The following is an 18,402-nucleotide window of genomic DNA, read 5'->3' as shown; positions in this document are numbered from 1 at the left end:
CTTCCGTCTGTTCTGCGGGGGCGAAGAAAACTGGCGCAAGGGGGACCTTGAACTCTTGTCGGATGTGGTGGCACAGATGGAAGACGTAGCTTTCGGGGAGGGTGACTCGGGGCACGGTGGAGTTGTGGAGCCAGCCGCAGAGGCACGGAACTCGGGCCTAGACTCGGGGGCAGCCCTTAGACAGCAGCCGGAAAGAGTCCCCACATGCGTGAGACAGACGGCGATCCGAACGACCACCTCGGGCAGGACCGTCTGTCGCTGCCGCAGGTGCGCCTGGACGACCTGCTCGACGAGGTCCGGTCCCGGATGTCCGAGATCTCCCGGACCCAGGAGCGCATCCACTCGCTGTTGGAGGCCGTCGTCTCCATCGGGGAGGGCCTGGAACTCGACCCCCTGCTGATGCGGATCACCGAGACCGCCACCAGTCTGGTCAAGGCCAGGTACGGGGCGCTCGGGGTGATCGGGCCTGAGGGGAACATGAGCCGGTTCATCCCCGTGGGCCTGGAACCGCACGAGATCGCGTGCATCGACCACTGGCCCAAGGGCGAGGGCATTCTCGGGCTGCTCATCAAGGAACCCGAACCCCTGCGTTTGCGGGACGTGCGCGACCACCCCGAGTCGCGCGGGTTCCCCGAGGGGCACCCCCCGATGCACACCTTTCTGGGCGTGCCCATCCGGATCCGCGACCAGGTCTTCGGCAACCTGTACATGACCGACAAGACCGACGGCGCGGAGTTCACCGGCGACGACGAACTCCTGCTGCGGGCGCTGGCCACCGCGGCGGGCACCGCGATCGAGAACGCGCAGCTCTTCGCGCAGACCCAGAGCCGGGAGACCTGGCTGGACGCCTCCGGGCAGATCACCACCCGCCTGCTGTCCGGCGCGGCCCCCGAGGAGGTCCTGCGGCTGGTCGCGCGGCGGGCGCGGCTGATGGCGCACGCCGACATCGCCGTGATCGCCATGCCCGGCGAGGATCCCGAGACGCTCACCGTGCGCGTGTGGGACGGCCCAGAGGACCAGTGCGAATCATTGGCCACCGGGGCGCGGGGCGCCACCCTGACCCGGGAGGCCGACACCCTGCTCGGCCGGGTCTACTTGAGCGGCACCCCGGTGCGCACCGACGTGTCCGAGTTCGAGCACCTCGGCGTCGGCTTCCTGACCAGGATGGGAGTGGGCCCGGTGCTGGTACTTCCCTTCGGTCCGCCCGACGGCGCCCGGGGCGTACTGGTGCTGGCCCGCGACCGGGACCGGGAGCCCTTCCAGAGCAGCTGGCTGAGCATGCTGTCGTCGTTCGCCAACCAGGCCGCGGTCGCCCTGGAGCTGGCCGAGGCGCGGCTGGACTCCGAGCGGCTGAGCGTTCTGGAGGACCGGGACCGGATCGCCCGGGACCTGCACGACACGGTCATCCAGCGTCTGTACGCCACGGCCATCACCCTGATGGGTACCGTGCGACGCATCGACGACTCCACCTCGTCCCGGCGCGTGCAGGGCGCGGTGGACGACCTGGACGACACCATCCGGCAGATCCGGTCCACGATCTTCGCCCTGCAGAGCTCCGCGGAGGACGACTCGTCGTGGCTGCGCTCCCAGGTGCTGGAGGTGGTCAACACGGCCGCGGAGACCTTGGGGTTCGCTCCGCGCCTGCTCACCCAGGGCCCGGTGGACAACGCGGTGGACGAGCGGACCGGCGAGCACCTGGTCGCGGTGCTGCGTGAGCTGTTGTCCAACACGGCCCGCCATTCCGGGGCCACCTCGGTGGACGTGGAGCTGTCGGTCGGCGACGGCAAGGCGGTCCTGCGGGTCTCCGACAACGGCCGCGGCATCCCGGAGGGGGTGAACCGCAGTGGTCTGCGCAACACCGCCTCACGCGCCGAGGAGTTGGGCGGGGCGGTGTCGGTGGTCTCGGGCCCCGGTGAGGGCACCGTGGTGGAGTGGTCGGTGCCGATGCGGCACTCCGAAAAGGACGAGACGGTTTAGACCCGTGGAGCCTCGCCGCCCCGCCCGGGGCAGGAGAGGCTCTAAAACGTGAACAGGGTGAGGACGACGGCGAGGGCGGGGACGGCTCCCTGGGCCAGGGCGGCGCGCATCTTCCTGCTGTCCCGGGTGACCAGGACGAGAGCGGCGGCGGCCATGGAGCCGGTGCCCGCCAGGATCAGGGCGACACCCGCTGCGGGGACCGCCGGCCACAGGGCCAGGCCGACCACGGTGACGATCGCCAGGAACAGGTTGTAGAAGCCCTGGTTGTAGGCGAGTTCGCGGGTGCTCTCGGCAGCCTGCTCGGAGAAGCCGAAGATCCTGCGCGTACCGGGCGCGGTCCAGCGGAACGACTCCAGGACAAAGATGTAGACGTGGGTCAGCGCGGCGATCGCGGCCAGAAGGCCGATGACCAGGTTCATGGGTGCCTCGGATCTCACTTTGCAGGCGGGACCCGCCCACTCTGCCCCGTCCGCCTCCGGTTCACCACTGCGACACGTGCCGGGTCGCTGTCGTGGATCTCGCGCACCCGTGGTCTCCCGACACGACGACCGGGGTGTTTCGCGCAACGCCCCGGCCGGCCGGTGGGCAGATCAGGCGGTCTGGTTCATGGACAGCCGCACGGCGTAGGCGGCCGCCTGGGTACGGCGGGCCATGCCGAGTTTGGCCAGGACGCGGGAGACGTAGTTCTTCACGGTCTTCTCCGCCAGGTACATCCTGGCGCCGATCTCCCGGTTGGTCAGCCCCTCGCCGATGAGCTCCAGGACGCGCTTCTCCTGATCGGTGAGCTCGCCCAGCGGATCCTTGCGCCCGGCCTCGTCCCGCAGGCGCTTGAGCATGCGCGCGGTGGACTCGGGGTCGAGCAGGGAGCGCCCCTGGGCGACCGTGCGGACGGCGCCGACCAGGTCGGTTCCGTGGATCTGCTTGAGGATGTAGCCGGAGGCCCCCGCCATGACGGCGCCGTAGAGCGCTTCGTCGTCGGAGTAGGAGGTGAGCATGAGCATGCGGGTGTCCGGGAGCATCGAGCGTATGTCCCGGCAGACCGTGACGCCGTCCCCGTCGGGGAGACGCACGTCGAGCACGACCACGTCGGGTTCGAGTGCGGGCACCCGGGCCATGGCCTGCGCGGCGGTTCCGGCCTCGCCGACCACCTCGATGCCGTCCTCGTCGTCCAGGAGGGAACCGACCCCTCGTCGGACGATCTCGTGGTCGTCCACCAGGAACACCCTGATCGCTTTGTCGCCGCCCATCAGGTGCGCACCTCCTCAGCGCTGGATGTGGTGACCTGAGGCGGCCTGGCCGCCCTGGGTTGTGGGTAACCCGTCCCTGCCCATTGTGAGGCAACTGAGAACGGGCCGCGGCACGTCCCCGGGGTCGTCGGGCCCCGCGGCCTCCGCTGTGCGCCTTGACGGTGCACCTCCAGCCTAGGTGTCGATACCTGCCACCGTATGAGGCGAACGTCCCTTTCTGTTTGAGGCGAGTGTCCCGGCGGGTAATGCGCAAGGGAGGACCTTCGCCACCGGTTCGGGGACTCGTGTCTGCTGCCTTCGCGGCCGCGACCAGCGAGGATGGCGAGGGCAGGAACAGAAGGCACCAATCTTCGGGGGGCTTGTGATGGCTGGAACAAGCGGTGCCGACGCGTCGGCGCACGGGCGGGACTGGGTCGTGGGGCCGACCTCGCCCCCGGAGCAGCGGCAGTCCGCCGAGGCGGCGGAGGGCGCCGAGCGGCTCGGCGAGGACGAGCGGCTGCTGATCGGTACCGACCTGGCTGACAACGAGCGGGCGAGGTTCACCGTTCTGGAGCGTCAGACCTGCTTCAACCTGATGTCCACACGGGACATCGGCCGGGTGGCTTTCACCATCGAGGGGGACGCCGCACCGACAGTGCTCCCGGTCAACTACACCCTGCTCAACGACACCGTCATCTTCCGGTCCACGCTGGCCGGGACCATCATGCGTTACGCGCGCGGGTACGCGGCCTTCCAGGTCGACCACTTCGACGACGAGCGCAGGGAGGGGTGGAGCGTGCTGGCCTCCGGGCGCTGCCGGTGGGTCCGTGACTCCGGCGAGCTGGAACGCATCCCCCAGGGCCGGCTGCCCCAGCCCTGGGTGGAGGGCCCGCGCGACCAGGTTCTGAAGATCACCCCGGCCAGGCTGACCGGGCGGGAGATCCACCGGTCCTGACCGGTTCCCGCCAGTTCCTGTCACAGGTCTGGATGAGGTCCGGCGGCCGCAGCGGCCCGCGCCGTGGACGAACGGCGCGGTGGACGGATGTGGTCACCGGGCCTTTGGTGTTTTTGTCCGCGATCGGGGTATCGGTGGCGGCATGGGAGCGCAAAGCCCGTCTCATCGCCGGTGTGTCCCCCACTCCTGCTCATGCCAGGCGGAGAACATCACCCCGTGCGACAGCGGTCACCAGCACCACCAAAGTCCCGAGCCCTGCACGAGGGCAGGTTCACCGGCGGGCCCGGCGGACGCCTGGTGAGGCCCGGCTGGGGCCGGATGGCCCTGGGGGTGGCGGCAGCGGTCACCGCCACCGCCTTCACCGTGTCCGGCGCTCCACTGCTCCAGCAGGCCACGGCACTGACGCTGCCCCCGTCCGCCGCTCCCATGCAGCCTCCAGAGGCCGAGTCCCCCGACGAACTGGACCTGAGCGTGCTGTCCTCGCGCCCGGACACCGTCATGGGCGGAACCGTCCTGGTCCGGGTGGCTCTTCCTGCTCCGATCGAGCCCCACCAGGTGCGACTGCAAGCGGACGGCACCGACGTCACCGAGTCCCTGCGACCCGTCTACCTGCCCGGCGACGGCCACGTGCTGGAGGGTCTGGTCAAGGACCTGCCCGAAGGAAAGAGCACGCTGACGGCCTGGATCCCCGATACCGTCGCCGGGGCCGAGAGCCCCGACCCACCCGAACCCGCCCGGGTCGTGGTCACCAACCACCCGGGCACCGGCCCGGTGTTCTCCGGCCCGCACCAGGAACCGTTCATCTGTCAGACCGAGGACTTCCGACTCGCCTGGGAAGGCCGACTGGGCGCGCCGACCGACGAACACTGCTCGGTGGAGACCGTGGTGGGGTACGTGTACCGCACCACCGGCGGCGGCTTCGCCCCGCTACCCGAGGGCGGCCGCCTGCCCTCGGACGTGGCCACCACCGTCACCTCCACCGGCGAGGAGGTGCCGTACACGGTGCGGGTGGAGACCGGAACCGCCAACCGGGCCGTGTACGAGACGGCCGTCCTGCACGACCCGCGCGAGCCCGGACCCGACCCGTGGATCTCGCCCGAGGGCTGGAACCGGCGCCTGGTGTACAAGTTCGGCGGCGGCTGCCCGGGCGGCTGGTTCGTCCAGGGGAACCGCACCGCCGGGGTGCTGGACCACGGCATGCTCGCCCAGGGGTACGCGGTGGCCTCCGCCTCGCTGAACGTGTTCGGCACCAACTGCGACGACCTGCTGGCGGCCGAGACCATGAACGCGGTCAAGGAGCGGTTCGCCCTCTCCCACGGGGTCCCCGACCACACCCTGGGCTGGGGCGCCTCCGGCGGCGCGTACCAGTCACACCAGATCGCCGACAACTACCCGGGGCTGCTCGACGGGATCGTGGTCTCCCAGAGCTACCCGGACGTGGGGTTCTCGACCGTGCCCGCGGTCAGCGACGCCCTCCTGTTGCGCTCCTACGCCGAGGCGCACCCGGGCGCCCTGACCAGGGAGCAGCAGCGCGCGGTATCCGGGTTCGGCACCTGGGAGGGCATCGGCGCGATGGCCGACGCCGCGGCCCGGATCGACCCGCGGGGCGTGTGCCCGGCCGCGCTGCCCGCCGAACAGCGCTACCACTCCGAGGACAACCCCGGCGGGGCCCGCTGCGACGTCTTCTCCCACGCCCGCAACGTCTACGGCACGGACCCGGACACCGGCCTGCCCCGGCGCCCGCTGGACAACGTGGGAATCCAGTACGGACTGGCGGCGCTGCTGGACGGCATCCTGGACGTCGACGAGTTCCTGCACCTGAACGAGCACGTGGGCGGGTTCGACCAGGACGGCCGGGTCGTCCCCGAACGCACCGCGGGCGACGCGGAGGCGATTGCGGCCGCCTACGACAGCGGGCGGCTGCTGCACACCGGCGGCGGGCTCGCCGACATCCCGATCGTGGACCACCGCCCCTACCAGGACCACGCCGCGAACGGCGACATCCACATGCGCTACCACTCCTTCAGCACCCGCGAGCGGCTACTGTCCGCCAACGGCACCGCCGACAACCACGTGATGCTGGTGGAGGCGCACCGGAGCGGCGTGTTCTCCGCCGACCAGCCGGTGGCCGGGCGCGCCCTGACCGAACTGGACGCCTGGGTGACCGCAGCCGCCGAGAGCGCCCGCGCCTACCCGGGCGGGGCACCGATCGAGTATCTGCGCCAGGCCCGCCCGGAGTGGCTCGCGGACTCCTGCTGGATCGGGGACGAACGGGTGGTCACCCCACAGCTGCCGCTGCCGGGCGGGCAGGGCGACCGCTGCGCGGACGCCTTCCCCACGTACGGGTCACCGAGGATCGCGGCGGGCGGCCCGCTCGCCTCCGACATCGTCAAGTGCCGCCTGACCGACTTCGACGAGACCGCCTATCCGATGGTGTTCGACGAGGATCAGACCGAGCGCGCCCGAGAGGTGTTCTCGGCGGGGGTGTGCGACTGGTCCGAGCCGGGCGAGGGCCAACGGCCCCCGAAGGGACCGTGGCAGTTCTTCTGAGGTACCGCGCCTTGTGAAACACCGCGCCTTCTGAAGCAGCTCCGGGCACAGCCTCCGGGGACGAGTAGAGCCTGGAGTCGTTCGTGGTGCCCCGCTGGCCCGGCGGCCCCGTCCCCGGGGCCCCATCACCCTCATCAGTCCCGCATGGCAGCTGTCTCGGGAAGGCGAGTCGATCGACTTTCGCTGATCGATTGAATTTTCTCAATCCATCTGCCAATCTCAATTCATGGTCGACAACCAAGGATCCGCCCCTCACGACGACACCACGACCGCCCCCGGCCCTCTGGGTGGTGACTACTGGCGACTGTGGACCGCCTCCGGACTCTCCAACCTCGCCGACGGCGTCCTGAAGGTGGCCCTGCCCCTGCTGGCGCTGCGTTTCACCGACTCCCCACTGCTGATCGGCGGGGTCGGCGTCGCCCTGAGCCTGCCCTGGCTCCTGTTCGCCCTGCCCGCCGGGGCCCTGGCCGACCGCTTGGACCGGCGGTGGGCGATGCTCAGCGCCAACACCGTGCGCGGCTCCCTGGTCCTCGCCCTGTTCCTCGGCCTGAGTCTGGACCTCGGGTCGATCTGGCTGATCTACGCGGTCGCCTTCCTCCTGGGCACCACCGAGACCCTCTACGACACCACCGCGCAGTCGATACTGCCCCAGCTCGTCCGCCGCGACCAGCTCTCCCGGGCCAACGGCCGCCTGTACGGAATGGAGATGGCCGCGAACGAGTTCATCGGCCCTCCCCTGGGCAGCACCCTGGTCGCGGTGGGTCTGGCCCTGGCCCTGCTCACCCCCGGAGCGCTGTGGCTCGCCGCCGTGGGCGCCCTGTTCCTGGTCCGCGGCCGGTTCCGAGTCAGCCGCACCGGCCCGCCCACCAGCATGCGCGCCGACATCGCCGAGGGGGTGCGGTTCCTGTGGTCCCACCGCGTCCTGCGTACCTTCGCCGTGCTGGCCGGGGTCTCCAACTTCGCTCTGAGCGCGGTGTTCACCCTGCTCGTGGTGTACGCGGTGGGCCCGGGCTCCCCGTTGGGCCTCACCGAGGCCGCCTTCGGCCTGCTGTTCTCCGCGTTCGCCGCGGGCAGTCTGGTCGGAGCGTTCGTCGCCCCGTGGTGCGAGCGGGTACTGGGCCGGTCCCGCGTCCTGTGGCTGTCGGTCCTGCCGTTCGCGCTGCTGGCTCTGACCCCGGGGCTGACCGCCAACGTGTGGCTGGTGGGACCGGGTTTCGTGATCGGCGGGATCGGGATCATGGTGTGGAACGTGATCACCGTGTCCCTGCGCCAACGTATGGCCCCGGGCGCCCTGCTGGGCCGGGTGAACAGCGTCTACCGGCTGCTGGCCTGGGGCACCCGGCCGTTGGGCGCGGGCGTGGGCGGTCTGCTCGCGCAGTTCCTCGGCACGCAGACCATGTTCTTCGTCATGGGGCTGCTGATCCTCACCCTGCTGGTCCCGCTGCTGCGGATCGACGACACCGCCCTCGACGCCGCCGAGAGCTCCGGAGATCCCTCAACTCACTAGGTGGGAGCCTTTTTGGGGAACTCCTGCGCCCACGCCGAAGGACGTCGAGGATCGGTGGGTGCGGGCGCGGGGCGACACCCCCGCGGACCGAAACCCGACCGGTAGCCTGTCCGGTGCCTCCGAAACCCCCATATTCCCCGTGATCTTGCTACCAGAGGCTAGTTCGGCGTCGAACTAGCCTCTGGTAGCAAGATCATCCCGGGAGAGGGGGCTAAGTGTCCGGGGAGCGGTACAGCAGGAACGCGCCGCCGTGGACGGGGCGGTCCAGGCGCTGGTCGTCGGTGGCCACGTACTCGTCGAGGACGGCGAGGATGCGCCGGTCAAGCTCGGCCACCTCCTCGTCGTTCAGGTGCAGGGCGAACCTGGCGTAGGTGCGCACCGCCTCCGGCCCGGCCTCGTCCAGTTCATCGGTCAGGGCGGTGATCGGGGACGTCCGTTCCTCCGATGGCAGGTCCTGGAGCGGACCGTCGAGCCACCAGGACTCGTCGGTGGCGCGGTAGGGCTTCTCCAGGGCTCCGCTGGCCCCGGTACGGACCGGGGCGGCCGTGAGCAGGCCCGCGTTCAGCAGTGTGCGCACGTGGTGGAGCACGGTTCCGGGGTTGGTGTCGAGCCGGTCGGCGAGCTCGCGGTTGGTGAGCTCTCTGGTCAGGCACAGCCGCAGGATGCGCAGGCGCAGCGGGTGGCCGAGAGCCTTGGCCTCGCGCGCGGTGGCCGGGCGGCGTTTGCGGGGGGCGGAGGCGGGTTCCCGCTGGGGTTCCTGATCGGCCGGTTCTGCCATGGGACCAGGCTAACCGATCGACCAATCGATTGAAGGTCCTCGTGCCGGAAAACGGTGGACGCGGCCGCGCCGGGCGGTGAGGATGGCCGCGTGACACACTCCGACCGCTCCCCCGCCGCCCCCTCCGCTGCCTCCGAGAACGATTACGACGACGTCGAGGTCCTGGAGGGCGGGAACGTCTCCGATCAGGTCCTGCGGATCGGTGCCACCGTGCGCAAACCCTGGCTGCGGTCCTCCCCCGCCGTGACCTCCCTGCTGCGCCACCTGCACCTGCGCGGGTACTCCGGTTCTCCGATCACCTACGGCGAGCGGCCCCGGGGCTATCAGCGGCTGGCCTTCGTCCCCGGCACCCTGGCTGACCGGATGCCGCCCATGACCACCGACGAACTCCGCGAGCTGGGCGCGATGGTCCGTCGGCTGCACGACCTCACCGCCGACTACCGCCCCGCGGCCGACGCGCAGTGGGAATCGGTCTTCCCGCCGGAGGAGCCCGAGGTCATCTGCCACAACGACCTCGCCCCGTGGAACCTGGTCCGTGACCCCGGGGGCGGCCCGGAGTCCTGGTGCCTCATCGACTGGGACGGCGCCGGACCGGCCAGCCGGATGGGCGACCTCGGCTACGCCGCGCACGGGTTCGTCCCCCTGCACGAGGGCGGGGACCCCGAGGCGGACGGGCGGCGGCTGCGGGCGCTGGCCGAGGGCTACGGCTGTGACGCCGACCAGCGCCGCACGCTCCCCGGGGCCGCCCTTCGGCGGGTGCGCGGCATGTTCGAGGTCCTGGAGGAGGGTGCGCGGACCGGACAGCAGCCCTGGGCCCGTCTGTACACCGAGGGGCACGCCGACCACTGGGGCGCGGCCGCCGCCTACATCGCACGCCACCAGGAGCGATGGGGTCAGATGCTGGCCGATCAGGCGGGGCGGACCCACACGAACGCGGCCGAGATGGGGTAGCCGCGGAAGCGTTCCCACTTGGGTTTGGCCGCCACCCAGCCCTCGTCCACGACCGCCTCGTTCAGCTCCTCCAGCCGCCAGCCGCTAGCCAGGGCGGCGCGCACGTGGTCGCCGATCAGGTGCACGTGGGTGGTGATGGCGACCTCCTCGCCCGAGGCGTCGGTGAAGTGGGTGGGCATGCCGGAGGCCATGATGAACTGCGGGTGATAGGCGACCAGCACGCAGCGCCCGCCCGGTTTGGTCAGCCGCCGGGCCTCGGTGTAGAAGGGTGCCAGGTCGGGCAGGTGCTCGTCGATGAGCGAGGCGATGACCAGGTCGTAGGTGTTGCCCGGCAGGCCGGTGGCGCGGACGTCGCCCTGGGTGAGGGTGTCGTGGGCGCCCCGTTTCTCGGCCAGGGCGAGCATCCCGGCGCTCAGGTCCACCCCGTCGACGTGCTCCAGCCCCCGGCCCCGCAGCCAGGCTCCGGTTCGGCCGGTGCCGCAACCCAGGTCGGCGGCACGGCGCGCCTGGGACCAGTCGGGGGCGGTGAGCCCGTCCAGGAGCGCGAGGTCCATGGCGTCGAGCACGGAGTCCTCGTAGGTGCTGGACCAGCCGTCGTAGCCGGTGGCCACGTCGACGGTCCGGTAGTGGCGGGTGTCGAAGTCGGAGAAGTTCGGCATGGGGCCGAGTATCGCGTGGCCGATGGCGGGCACGCGACCGGTTTTCCCAGGAACGCGGGGTGGTCGGGGCAGCCGGAAAACCCGTTGCCCCACCGGTGGCGGCTGGCCTAGCGTTCTGCCCATGGCAGCTTTCGCGGCGATCTTCGAGGGCCAGCACGCCTGGTCCGGGGTCGCTTACCCGTACACGCGTCTCCGGCCCGCCCCGCTGGGCCGGTAACCGAGCCCCCTCCGAGCGCACCGCCGTTTCCGTGCCCCGTTTCCCGGGCGCGACGTCGGCGGTGCCAGGGGCTCGTGCCAGACGTGACTTCGTAGACGCGTACCGGTCCAGGTTCCGCCGACGTCCTCTTTCTCTTCGGACGGGCGACCAGGGGCCTGTCATAGCACACGCGCACCCTCACCGGGTGAGGCGCCCCTTCGTGCTGCCCGTCCGCGTCAGCCGCCCCTCGGGGTGACAGAACGGACCACACATGGCACGCCGCACTCACCGAAACCATGGCTCAGCCTCCCGCGACGATCTCTCGGGCAACCGCTCGGGTAACCGGCGCAGCGGCAACCGTCGGCGCCTGTCGCAGAACTTCCTCAACGACCCCGGTACCGCCCGCTGGGTGGTGCGACTGGCCGAGGTGGACCCCGACGACCTCGTGGTGGAGGTCGGTCCCGGTGACGGCGCCATCACCCGGTTCCTCGCCCCGGAAGCCAGGAGGGTGCTCGCCCACGAACTCGACCCCCGGCTGGCCGCGCGGCTCGCCGACCGCTACCGGGACCCGGCCCTGGGCGTACGGGTGGTGCACGGCGACTTCACCCGCGCGCGTCCGCCGCGCGAGCCGTTCGCGGTGGTCGGCAACATCCCCTACTCGAGAACCGCTGACATCGTCCGCTGGTGTCTGGACGCCCCGGAACTCACCTCGGCCACCCTGGTCACCCAGCTGGAGTACGCGCGCAAGCGCACCGGCGCCTATGGAAGGTGGAGCAGGTTGACCGTGCTGACCTGGCCGTGGTGGTCCTGGCGGCTGGCCGGACGGATCGGCCGGGACCGCTTCCGGCCGGAGCCCCGGGTGGACGCCGGGGTGCTGGTACTGCGCAGGCGAGCCGAAGCCCTGGTGCCATGGGAGCGCCGGGGCGAGTACCGGCGCATGGTCGAACTCGGCTTCGGCGGGGTGGGCGGTTCACTCTCCGCGTCGCTGCGCCGGGTCTATCCGGCCGGTCGGGTGGTGGCCGCGCTTGGGGTGGCGGGGGTCGCTCCGAGCACGCCGGTGGGGCTGGTCAACCCGAACCAGTGGGTGGCGGTGTTCCGGGCCCTGGCCGGATGAGGCCCCGCTGGGGACAGGGAAAGCGGTGCGCCTCGCCTAGCGTGGGGATATGAGACGGATATTCCCTTACACGCTGGTTCTTCCGATCCTGCTCGCCGTCGCGTGCGGCACCACCGAAGAGGTGGTCCTGGACCCGCCGAACGCGGACGGGGGCGCCACGGAAACGGAGAGCGCAACGCAGGACCCCGCCGATGAGGACTCCCCGGAGGGGGAAGGCGTCGAGGACCCACCGGAAACGGCTGGTCCCGGACACGAGTACGACTTCGGGGAGGGTGCCGCCTTCCCGTACCCGGTGGGCGCCTACGAACACGAGTACCAGGACGGGGTCGAGGAGGACGTCGTCTACACGGTGGACGACGTCGCCCTCGGCGCCCCCGGGCAGGTGGAGTTCACCCTGACAGTGGAGGTGCCGGACCTGGGCCGGGTCTTCGGAACCGCGTTCCTGGAGGCGCGGTGCTCCCACGGCGAGCACACGGTCTCCGCCACCGCAGGGGAGCCGTTCGGGGAGCTGGAGGCCGGGACCCACACCAGGGACATGGTGTGCGACCTGCCCGAGTCCCCTGACTCCGTGCTCGTCTCCGTGGCCAACGGTTTGGACGAGGCGCACTTCCGGGGGCCGGTGGAGTAAGCGGTTCCGGCACCTCACACCCGCAGCACCGCGAAGGACTCCCCCGCGACGCTGACCGCGGTGCCGTCCACTCTCGGGACGCCGCTGGCGAGCAGGAGCTCCCGGGGTGCCGCCTCCAGTTCCGTCCGAGTCTCTTCGAGGCCGAGGTTGCAGACCAGGCGCAGCGAACCGCGGGTCAGCACCAGCGTGCGGCCGTCCTGGCTGGAGCTGACGGCGAACCGGTCCAGGCGCGGGTCGCAGAGTTCGGGTTCGGCCCGGCGCAGGGCGATCAGGGCGCGGTAGGTGTCCAGGACCGGTTTTCGGGACTCGTGCTCGGGCTCGGACCAGTCCAGGACCGCGCTGTCGCGGGTGGCCGGGTCCATGGGGTCGGGGATGTCCTCCTCGGCCCAGCCCAGGGCGGCGAACTCGCGGCGGCGGCCCCGGCGCACCCCCTCGACGAGTTCGGGGTCGGTGAACGAGGCGAAGAACGGCCAGGGGGTGGTGGCCCCCCACTCCTCCCCCATGAAGATCATCGGGGTGTAGGGCGAGCACAGGACGAGGGCGGCGCCGCAGGTGAGCAGGCCGGGTGAGAGGTGCTCGCCCATGCGGTCGCCGCGGGCCCGGTTGCCGATCTGGTCGTGGGTGCTGAGGTAGCCGAGGAAGCGGCTGCCCGGGATCAGTGCGGTGTCCACCCGGGCCCCGTGCCTCCTGCCGCGGAAGGTGGAGAACGTGCCCTCGTGCCAGAAGACGCGCCGCAGGGTCTCGGCGAGCACCTGGGGGCCGTCGAAGTCGGCGTAGTAGCCGTGTTTCTCGCCGGTGAGGGCGACGTGCAGGGCGTGGTGGAGGTCGTCGGACCACTGTGCGCTCATCCCGAGCCCGCCCGCCTCCCGGGGCAGGACGGTGCGCGGGTCGTTGCGGTCGGACTCCGCGACCAGGGCGAGCGGGCGGCCCAGGCCGGCGGACAGGGCGTCGACGTCGGCGGAGAGCTCGGCGAGGATCGGCGCGGCCCGGTCGTCGCGCAGGGCGTGCACCGCGTCCAGGCGGAGTCCGTCCAGGTGGTAGTGGCGCAGCCAGTCCAGGGCGCCGTCGACGACCAGTCGCCGGACGGGGTCGGAATCGGGGCCGTCCAGGTTGAGCGAGGGCCCCCAGGCGTTCTCTCCGGAGAAGTAGGGACCGAAGCGCGGCAGGTAGGCGCCGGAGGGGCCGAGGTGGTTGTAGACCACGTCCAGCAGGACCGCGAGGCCCCGGCGGTGGCAGGCGTCGACGAACACCTTGAGCGCGTCGGGGCCGCCGTAGGGTTCGTGGACTGCGGCCCACAGGACGCCGTCGTAACCCCAGCCGTGGGTGCCGTCGAAGGCGTTGAGCGGCATCAGCTCCACGTGGGTGACACCGAGGTCGACCAGGTGGTCGAGGCGGTCGACGGCGGAGTCCAGGGTGCCCTCGGGGGTGAAGGTACCGACGTGGAGTTCGTAGACCACGCCTCCGGCGAGCGGGCGCCCGGTCCAGTCGCCGTCCGCCCAGGCGTGGGCGGCGTGGTCGTACACCCGGCTGGGTGCGTGCACCCCCTCGGGTTGGTGCAGGGAGCGCGGGTCGGGCAGGGGCTGGGGATCCTCGTCGAGGAGGTAGGCGTAGTCCGAGCCCGGTCCGGCGCCCGCCACCCGGGCGTGCCACCAGCCGTCGGGGGCGCGTTCCATGGGGTGGTCGGTCCCGTCGACGCGGACCCGTACGCGGCGGGCCCGGGGAGCCCACACGGAGAAGTCCCCGCGGACCCCCCGGCCGGGTGAGCTGGACAGGGTCGATTCCATCGCCAATTCGTTCACGCGGGGTGGCCTACCCCGGGTGCACCGGGACCGAACCTTGCGTCACCGCACCCCTTCAGCGGCCCGCGGGATCGCCTCCCGTCACTCAAGAGAGCGGGCCGTCGCTGAACTTGGAGCAGCAGGTAGCCAGTCGGCGTGGTGCCTCGTTGCTGACCGCGCAGGAGACGACTAGCTGGTCTTCGTGGCTGACGCCGCGGGGTGCCGACAGAGCCTGCAGGCTCGGGTATGGACGAGGCAGGGGTGGAAGACCTGGTCCCACTTCGGCCCCGCCCTGGACTTACCGGCAGGGCGACCTTGCTGGCCCCTGATCTGCTAAGGCTGTGGCCTGGGGTTTTGTGGCGCACTCGGCAGGATTCGAAGCTGCGACCGTCGGATTAGAAGCGGCGCCCGGGTTCCGCCACGTGTCACTTCGTGCCGTTGTGTCCCGCACCATCCGAATCAGGATGCCGCCCTGTGCCACGTCGTGCCGCCCGGTGACGTCCCGGTGCAAAACTGCGGAGCACCAACGGAGCACACACGGGTGTTGACGGCGTCCGATGACACCTCGCAAGGTACCCGTGAATTGTTCCCGCTGGTGCGCGAGAGCGTGGTTCCTTCCTGTACCACCGACTGATGTACCCACCGTGGTCTTGTGCCAGGGTTCTCGGTTATGAGCGCACCCCCTGACCCCGCCGAACCGTCCTTGGCCGCGTTGGGCGCCCTGCTGGGCCGCTCCCTGCACCAGATCGCCGACGCCGCCCGCGACGCACGCACCTTCGACCGGGAAACCATCAGAGCCCTCTGCGACGCCTGGGACAACACCACCTTCCCCCTGCTGCGTGCCGCGACCGGCCGAACCCCTCGCGCGCGGGAACGACGTGCCCGAGCGGCCCTGGCGTGGATGGCGCGTCTGGGGCCGACCTGTTGGGACTGGATGGCGGAGCAGGGCGCGATCGCCGGCCGACGGGCCGCCGCTGGCTCTGGACGACCGCACCCTCAACACGCTCCAACGGGGTATGCACTGTCTGGGCGAGCGCGGGTTCGCACTGCTCACCCAGCGGTGGCGGCTGCTACAGCACATCACCACCAGCCCCAGCAAGATCGGGGACATCGCCAGAGCCGCCCTCGTCCTCACGCACTTCGAACACGGGCGCCTGACATGAAACTCGCTGGGATTACCTCATCAGGGTCTCTCGACCTTCTTGGGCAGCGGACGCGTACGCACACATGAGCCTCACCTAACGGGACACCTGCTGTGTTCTTCGAGTCGAGAGGTTGCTGCTCCTCGAGGAGATGTCCAACTGGCATCGAGTGCCCTCCTGTGACACGGAACGTTCACAAACCCAGTACCGCCATGGCGATCATGAAGTAGAGGATCAGTCCGGTCGCGTCGATGAGTGTGGTGATCAGGGGGGCGGAGACCACGGCCGGGTCGATCCCCACCCGCTGGGCCAGCATGGGGAGCAGGCCTCCGACGAAGGAGGCCCACAGACAGATCACCGCGATCGTGGAAGCGATGATGGTGGCGAACTGCACATCGAAGAACAGCCACACGGCTGGGAAAGCGACCACCGCCAGCATCAGGCCCAGCATGAACCCAACCCTGGCCTCACGCCACACGACCGTGGGCAGGTCCCGGAAACGCACCTCGCCCACCGACATCGCACGGATGACGACCGTGGCGGCCTGGGACCCGGAGTTCCCCCCAGTGTCGATCAGCAACGGAATGAACAGGGCCAGCGCCACCACCGATTCCAGGGTGCCCTCGAAAGCGGCCAGCACGTTGACCGTCAGCACGGCCGCAACGCCCAGCAACAGCAACCACACGGCCCGCTTGCGTGCCAGATGGAAGGCACTGGAGCCCAGGTAGGGGCGCCCCAGAGGTTCGGAACCACCCGTACGGGCGAGGTCCTCGGTCATCTCCTCATCCAGTACCCGCATCGCGTCGTCGACCGTGATGACGCCGAGCAGACGGTCCTCGGCGTCGACCACCGGCAGCTCCACCAGATCGGCGGTACGCATCAGGCGTGCCGCTTCTTCCTGGTCGGTGCCAGCCGTCACCGAGTACACCTCCCCGCCCACCAGGTCACCGATACGGGTGGAGGAGGGCGCGGAGACCAGATGACGCAGGTCCACCATGCCCTTCAAACGACGCTGGTCGTCGGTGACCGGCAGGACGTGCAACACGGCCGGATCCACGTCGGCGCGACGGACCTTGGACAACGCGTCAGCGGCGGTCATGGACGAGCGCACGCTCACGAAGGAGGGCGTCATCACGCGCCCCGCCGATTCGGTCGGGTAGCCGAGCAGTGACGCGGTGGCCTCACGTTCACTGGGGCTCAGCCCGGCCTGGATCCGCGTGACGACGGTGGCGGGCATCTCGTCGAACAGGCGAACCCGGTCATCCGGCTCCATCTCCTCGACGAGTGACCTCACCTGGGCATCGCGCAGCCCATCCAACAGCTCCTGCTGGTAGAGGGGCTCCAGCGCCTCGAAGACCGCCAGGGCACGGTCCTTCGCCAAGAGCCGGAAGGCGATAGCCCGTTCAGCCGGGGGGACCCTGGTCAGCCCCTCGGCGATGTCGAGTGTGCCGTGCTCGCCGAGCCAGTTCCTGAGCGCTCCCAGGTCCTTGTCCCGGGTCAGCTCTCGCAGTCCGTCCACGGTTGCTCTCCTCCGTCGTCGCGGCGGCGGCCATCTTGACAGGAGCGCCAGTTGAGGGCGAATCCCCTGTAAGGGTGCCCGGCTGCCGACCCGGAAACCACACCTCGGTCGAGTGCGCTCGATTCGTTCTGGTGCTGGAGGGCTTGCCTTGGTTTGGCACGGGTGTACCGCTCCGCTCACCGGTGGCTTGGAAACGCTGCGAACGGGAGAAGGGAAAGTCGAGGCGCGGCTCCTACTGTTTGTGTGGTGCGGACTGATGGTGCTCTGGTGGGCTGCTGCAGGACACACTCTGTTCGCGGGACGAGGTCAGGCCCCGGTAAAGCACTCCGGGAGGTCGCCCCACCGGCACTCACCTTGTACTGGGGAGCACACGAGGAGCACACAAGCCCCGAAAACGCCGTGAGGGCCTCTCCCGAGGCCCTCACGCACCCGATCTGAACTGGGGTTTTGTGGCGCACCCGGCAGGATTCGAACCTGCGACCGTCGGATTAGAAGTCCGATGTCTCATCTTCCCTGACAGGGCGCAGAACACGCCCTCCTCCCCTACCTAGCCCGGTAGGTCTGGAGGCGGACGGAGGCGGTGACGGCGACTGGGTCGGGAAGTTCCCCGATGCGGTTGCGCAGTTCCCCCGGCGTGACGTGGCGGGCGCTGGGGCCCATGCCCACCACGGTCAGGACGTCCTCGTGCGCGAGTTCCATGGTGAAGCGCAGGTCCCGGCCCGACTCCAGGGCGAAGTGGTCCTTGAGCCCCTCGGCCAGGCGCTCGTCCTTGCGGGGGTCCACGTCCAGCAGGCCCAGCGCCTCGCGGGGTTCGGCGAGGTGGTCGGCGGCCGGGGTGACGACCAGCAGGACGCCCCCGGCTTTGAGGACGCGGTGGAACTCGGCGGCGTTGCGCGGGGCGAAGACGTTGAGCAGCGCGTCGGCGGTGTCGTCGGCCAGGGGCAGGCGGCGCCAGGAGTCGGCGGTGACGGCTCCGCTGCGGGGATGGGCCCTGGCGGCCTTGCGGGCGGCGAACTTGGAGACGTCGGTGGTGAGGCCGACCGCCTCGGGGATCCGGTCCAGGACCTGGTTCAGGTAGTGGCCGGTGCCGCCGCCCACGTCGACGATGACGCCCCCGTTCGCGAACCCGGCCGCGCCCCCGGCCGCGAGCTGCTCCGCCAGGGCCAGGCCGATGGGGTCGTAGTGCCCCTCGGCCTGGAAGCGCAGGCGGGCGGCGACCATGTCCTTGCTGTCCCCGGCCCCGGGCGGGGTCGCCCCGGTGAGCAGGCCCGCGTAGCCCTCGCGGGCGATGTTGAAGCTGTGCCCGCTCGCGCAGGAGAGCCCGCGCGGCCCCTGTATCAGGGGGTTCCCGCAGACAGGACAGGTCAGGGCGGCCGCGACGGAGGCGGGCATACGCAGCTCGGGGCCGCTGTGGGTACCGGT

Annotated in this window: 15 protein-coding genes and 1 tRNA gene; 8 read left to right on the top strand and 8 right to left on the bottom strand. The window is 70.6% G+C overall.

Translation table 11 applies throughout. From position 1 onward, the window contains the following. Positions 1-204: 204 nt before the first annotated feature. A complete protein-coding gene (locus HNR07_RS06135; RefSeq protein ID WP_184363042.1) occupies positions 205-1,977 on the top strand; it encodes a sensor histidine kinase in 1,773 nt (590 codons plus the stop codon). A 41-nt stretch (positions 1,978-2,018) separates the two neighbouring features. Here the strand turns inward: HNR07_RS06135 and HNR07_RS06130 are convergent, their stop codons facing one another. After that, on the bottom strand, positions 2,019-2,396 hold the full coding sequence (locus tag HNR07_RS06130; RefSeq protein WP_184363038.1) for a DUF1304 domain-containing protein: 378 nt from the start codon (positions 2,394-2,396) through the stop codon (positions 2,019-2,021). Positions 2,397-2,567: 171 nt separating this feature from the next. After that, positions 2,568-3,224 (bottom strand): response regulator, encoded by a 657-nt coding sequence (locus HNR07_RS06125; protein ID WP_184363035.1) that lies wholly within the window; start codon positions 3,222-3,224, stop codon positions 2,568-2,570. A gap of 364 nt (positions 3,225-3,588) precedes the next feature. Between HNR07_RS06125 and HNR07_RS06120 the strand changes: the two genes are divergently transcribed. The 3 genes from HNR07_RS06120 to HNR07_RS06110 all read left to right on the top strand — a co-directional run bounded on the left by HNR07_RS06120 (position 3,589) and on the right by HNR07_RS06110 (position 8,215). Beyond that, positions 3,589-4,158: a pyridoxamine 5'-phosphate oxidase family protein gene (locus HNR07_RS06120; RefSeq protein WP_184363031.1), complete on the top strand. Its 570-nt coding sequence runs from the start codon at positions 3,589-3,591 to the stop codon at positions 4,156-4,158. Positions 4,159-4,374: 216 nt separating this feature from the next. Further along, positions 4,375-6,708, top strand: a complete 2,334-nt coding sequence (locus HNR07_RS06115; RefSeq protein ID WP_312893630.1) for a DUF6351 family protein — start codon at positions 4,375-4,377, stop codon at positions 6,706-6,708. A gap of 226 nt (positions 6,709-6,934) precedes the next feature. Further along, the gene (locus HNR07_RS06110) at positions 6,935-8,215 is read left to right on the top strand and encodes an MFS transporter (RefSeq protein ID WP_184363028.1); all 1,281 of its coding nucleotides are present in this window, start codon (positions 6,935-6,937) and stop codon (positions 8,213-8,215) included. Between the two features lie 211 nt (positions 8,216-8,426). Here the strand turns inward: HNR07_RS06110 and HNR07_RS06105 are convergent, their stop codons facing one another. After that, entirely contained in the window at positions 8,427-8,993 is a 567-nt protein-coding gene (locus tag HNR07_RS06105; protein ID WP_184363014.1) for a helix-turn-helix domain-containing protein, read from the bottom strand. Positions 8,994-9,083: 90 nt separating this feature from the next. On the opposite strand from HNR07_RS06105, the gene HNR07_RS06100 reads away from it, so the two are divergent. Continuing rightward, positions 9,084-9,944: a phosphotransferase gene (locus tag HNR07_RS06100; protein WP_184363012.1), complete on the top strand. Its 861-nt coding sequence runs from the start codon at positions 9,084-9,086 to the stop codon at positions 9,942-9,944. Here HNR07_RS06100 and HNR07_RS06095 read toward each other — a convergent pair. Beyond that, positions 9,902-10,603: a class I SAM-dependent DNA methyltransferase gene (locus HNR07_RS06095; protein WP_184363009.1), complete on the bottom strand. Its 702-nt coding sequence runs from the start codon at positions 10,601-10,603 to the stop codon at positions 9,902-9,904. The genes HNR07_RS06100 and HNR07_RS06095 overlap by 43 nt on opposite strands. Before the next feature lie 467 nt (positions 10,604-11,070). Between HNR07_RS06095 and erm the strand changes: the two genes are divergently transcribed. Together erm and HNR07_RS06085 are read left to right on the top strand one after the other, a co-directional pair. Continuing rightward, on the top strand, positions 11,071-11,913 hold the full coding sequence (erm, locus tag HNR07_RS06090) for an ErmE/ErmH/ErmO/ErmR family 23S rRNA (adenine(2058)-N(6))-methyltransferase (protein ID WP_184363006.1): 843 nt from the start codon (positions 11,071-11,073) through the stop codon (positions 11,911-11,913). 49 nt (positions 11,914-11,962) lie between these two features. Further along, entirely contained in the window at positions 11,963-12,541 is a 579-nt protein-coding gene (locus tag HNR07_RS06085) for a hypothetical protein (RefSeq protein WP_184363003.1), read from the top strand. Between the two features lie 14 nt (positions 12,542-12,555). Here the strand turns inward: HNR07_RS06085 and treZ are convergent, their stop codons facing one another. After that, positions 12,556-14,325, bottom strand: a complete 1,770-nt coding sequence (gene treZ / locus HNR07_RS06080; RefSeq protein WP_184363000.1) for a malto-oligosyltrehalose trehalohydrolase — start codon at positions 14,323-14,325, stop codon at positions 12,556-12,558. Between the two features lie 1,010 nt (positions 14,326-15,335). Here treZ and HNR07_RS06075 point away from each other — a divergent pair. Next, positions 15,336-15,482 carry a hypothetical protein gene (locus HNR07_RS06075; protein WP_246420144.1) on the top strand — a complete coding sequence of 49 codons (147 nt, stop codon included), beginning with the start codon at positions 15,336-15,338 and terminating at the stop codon, positions 15,480-15,482. Positions 15,483-15,654: 172 nt separating this feature from the next. Here the strand turns inward: HNR07_RS06075 and mgtE are convergent, their stop codons facing one another. The 3 genes from mgtE to HNR07_RS06060 all read right to left on the bottom strand — a co-directional run bounded on the left by mgtE (position 15,655) and on the right by HNR07_RS06060 (position 18,372). Continuing rightward, positions 15,655-16,980, bottom strand: a complete 1,326-nt coding sequence (gene mgtE, locus HNR07_RS06070) for a magnesium transporter (protein ID WP_184362997.1) — start codon at positions 16,978-16,980, stop codon at positions 15,655-15,657. Positions 16,981-17,430: 450 nt separating this feature from the next. Next, positions 17,431-17,505: transfer RNA gene (locus HNR07_RS06065), tRNA-Arg, on the bottom strand. Positions 17,506-17,523: 18 nt separating this feature from the next. Next, the gene (locus HNR07_RS06060; RefSeq protein ID WP_376769971.1) at positions 17,524-18,372 is read right to left on the bottom strand and encodes a putative RNA methyltransferase; all 849 of its coding nucleotides are present in this window, start codon (positions 18,370-18,372) and stop codon (positions 17,524-17,526) included. Positions 18,373-18,402: the final 30 nt, after the last annotated feature.

It is taken from the genome of Nocardiopsis metallicus (genome assembly GCF_014201115.1).
Classification (GTDB): Bacteria; Actinomycetota; Actinomycetes; order Streptosporangiales; family Streptosporangiaceae; genus Nocardiopsis; species Nocardiopsis metallicus.
The sequence above is the reverse complement of the archived record's forward strand: the minus strand, read 5'-3'. Positions and strand labels throughout refer to the sequence as shown.

Coding starts and splice junctions, on each gene's coding strand:
- HNR07_RS06135 (WP_184363042.1), top strand. CDS start 205: ATGCGTGAGACAGACGGCGATCCGAACGACCACCTCGGGCAGGACCGT.
- HNR07_RS06130 (WP_184363038.1), bottom strand. CDS start 2,396: ATGAACCTGGTCATCGGCCTTCTGGCCGCGATCGCCGCGCTGACCCAC.
- HNR07_RS06125 (WP_184363035.1), bottom strand. CDS start 3,224: ATGGGCGGCGACAAAGCGATCAGGGTGTTCCTGGTGGACGACCACGAG.
- HNR07_RS06120 (WP_184363031.1), top strand. CDS start 3,589: ATGGCTGGAACAAGCGGTGCCGACGCGTCGGCGCACGGGCGGGACTGG.
- HNR07_RS06110 (WP_184363028.1), top strand. CDS start 6,935: ATGGTCGACAACCAAGGATCCGCCCCTCACGACGACACCACGACCGCC.
- HNR07_RS06105 (WP_184363014.1), bottom strand. CDS start 8,993: ATGGCAGAACCGGCCGATCAGGAACCCCAGCGGGAACCCGCCTCCGCC.
- HNR07_RS06095 (WP_184363009.1), bottom strand. CDS start 10,603: ATGCCGAACTTCTCCGACTTCGACACCCGCCACTACCGGACCGTCGAC.
- erm (WP_184363006.1), top strand. CDS start 11,071: ATGGCACGCCGCACTCACCGAAACCATGGCTCAGCCTCCCGCGACGAT.
- HNR07_RS06085 (WP_184363003.1), top strand. CDS start 11,963: ATGAGACGGATATTCCCTTACACGCTGGTTCTTCCGATCCTGCTCGCC.
- treZ (WP_184363000.1), bottom strand. CDS start 14,325: ATGGAATCGACCCTGTCCAGCTCACCCGGCCGGGGGGTCCGCGGGGAC.
- HNR07_RS06075 (WP_246420144.1), top strand. CDS start 15,336: ATGCACTGTCTGGGCGAGCGCGGGTTCGCACTGCTCACCCAGCGGTGG.
- HNR07_RS06060 (WP_376769971.1), bottom strand. CDS start 18,372: ATGCCCGCCTCCGTCGCGGCCGCCCTGACCTGTCCTGTCTGCGGGAAC.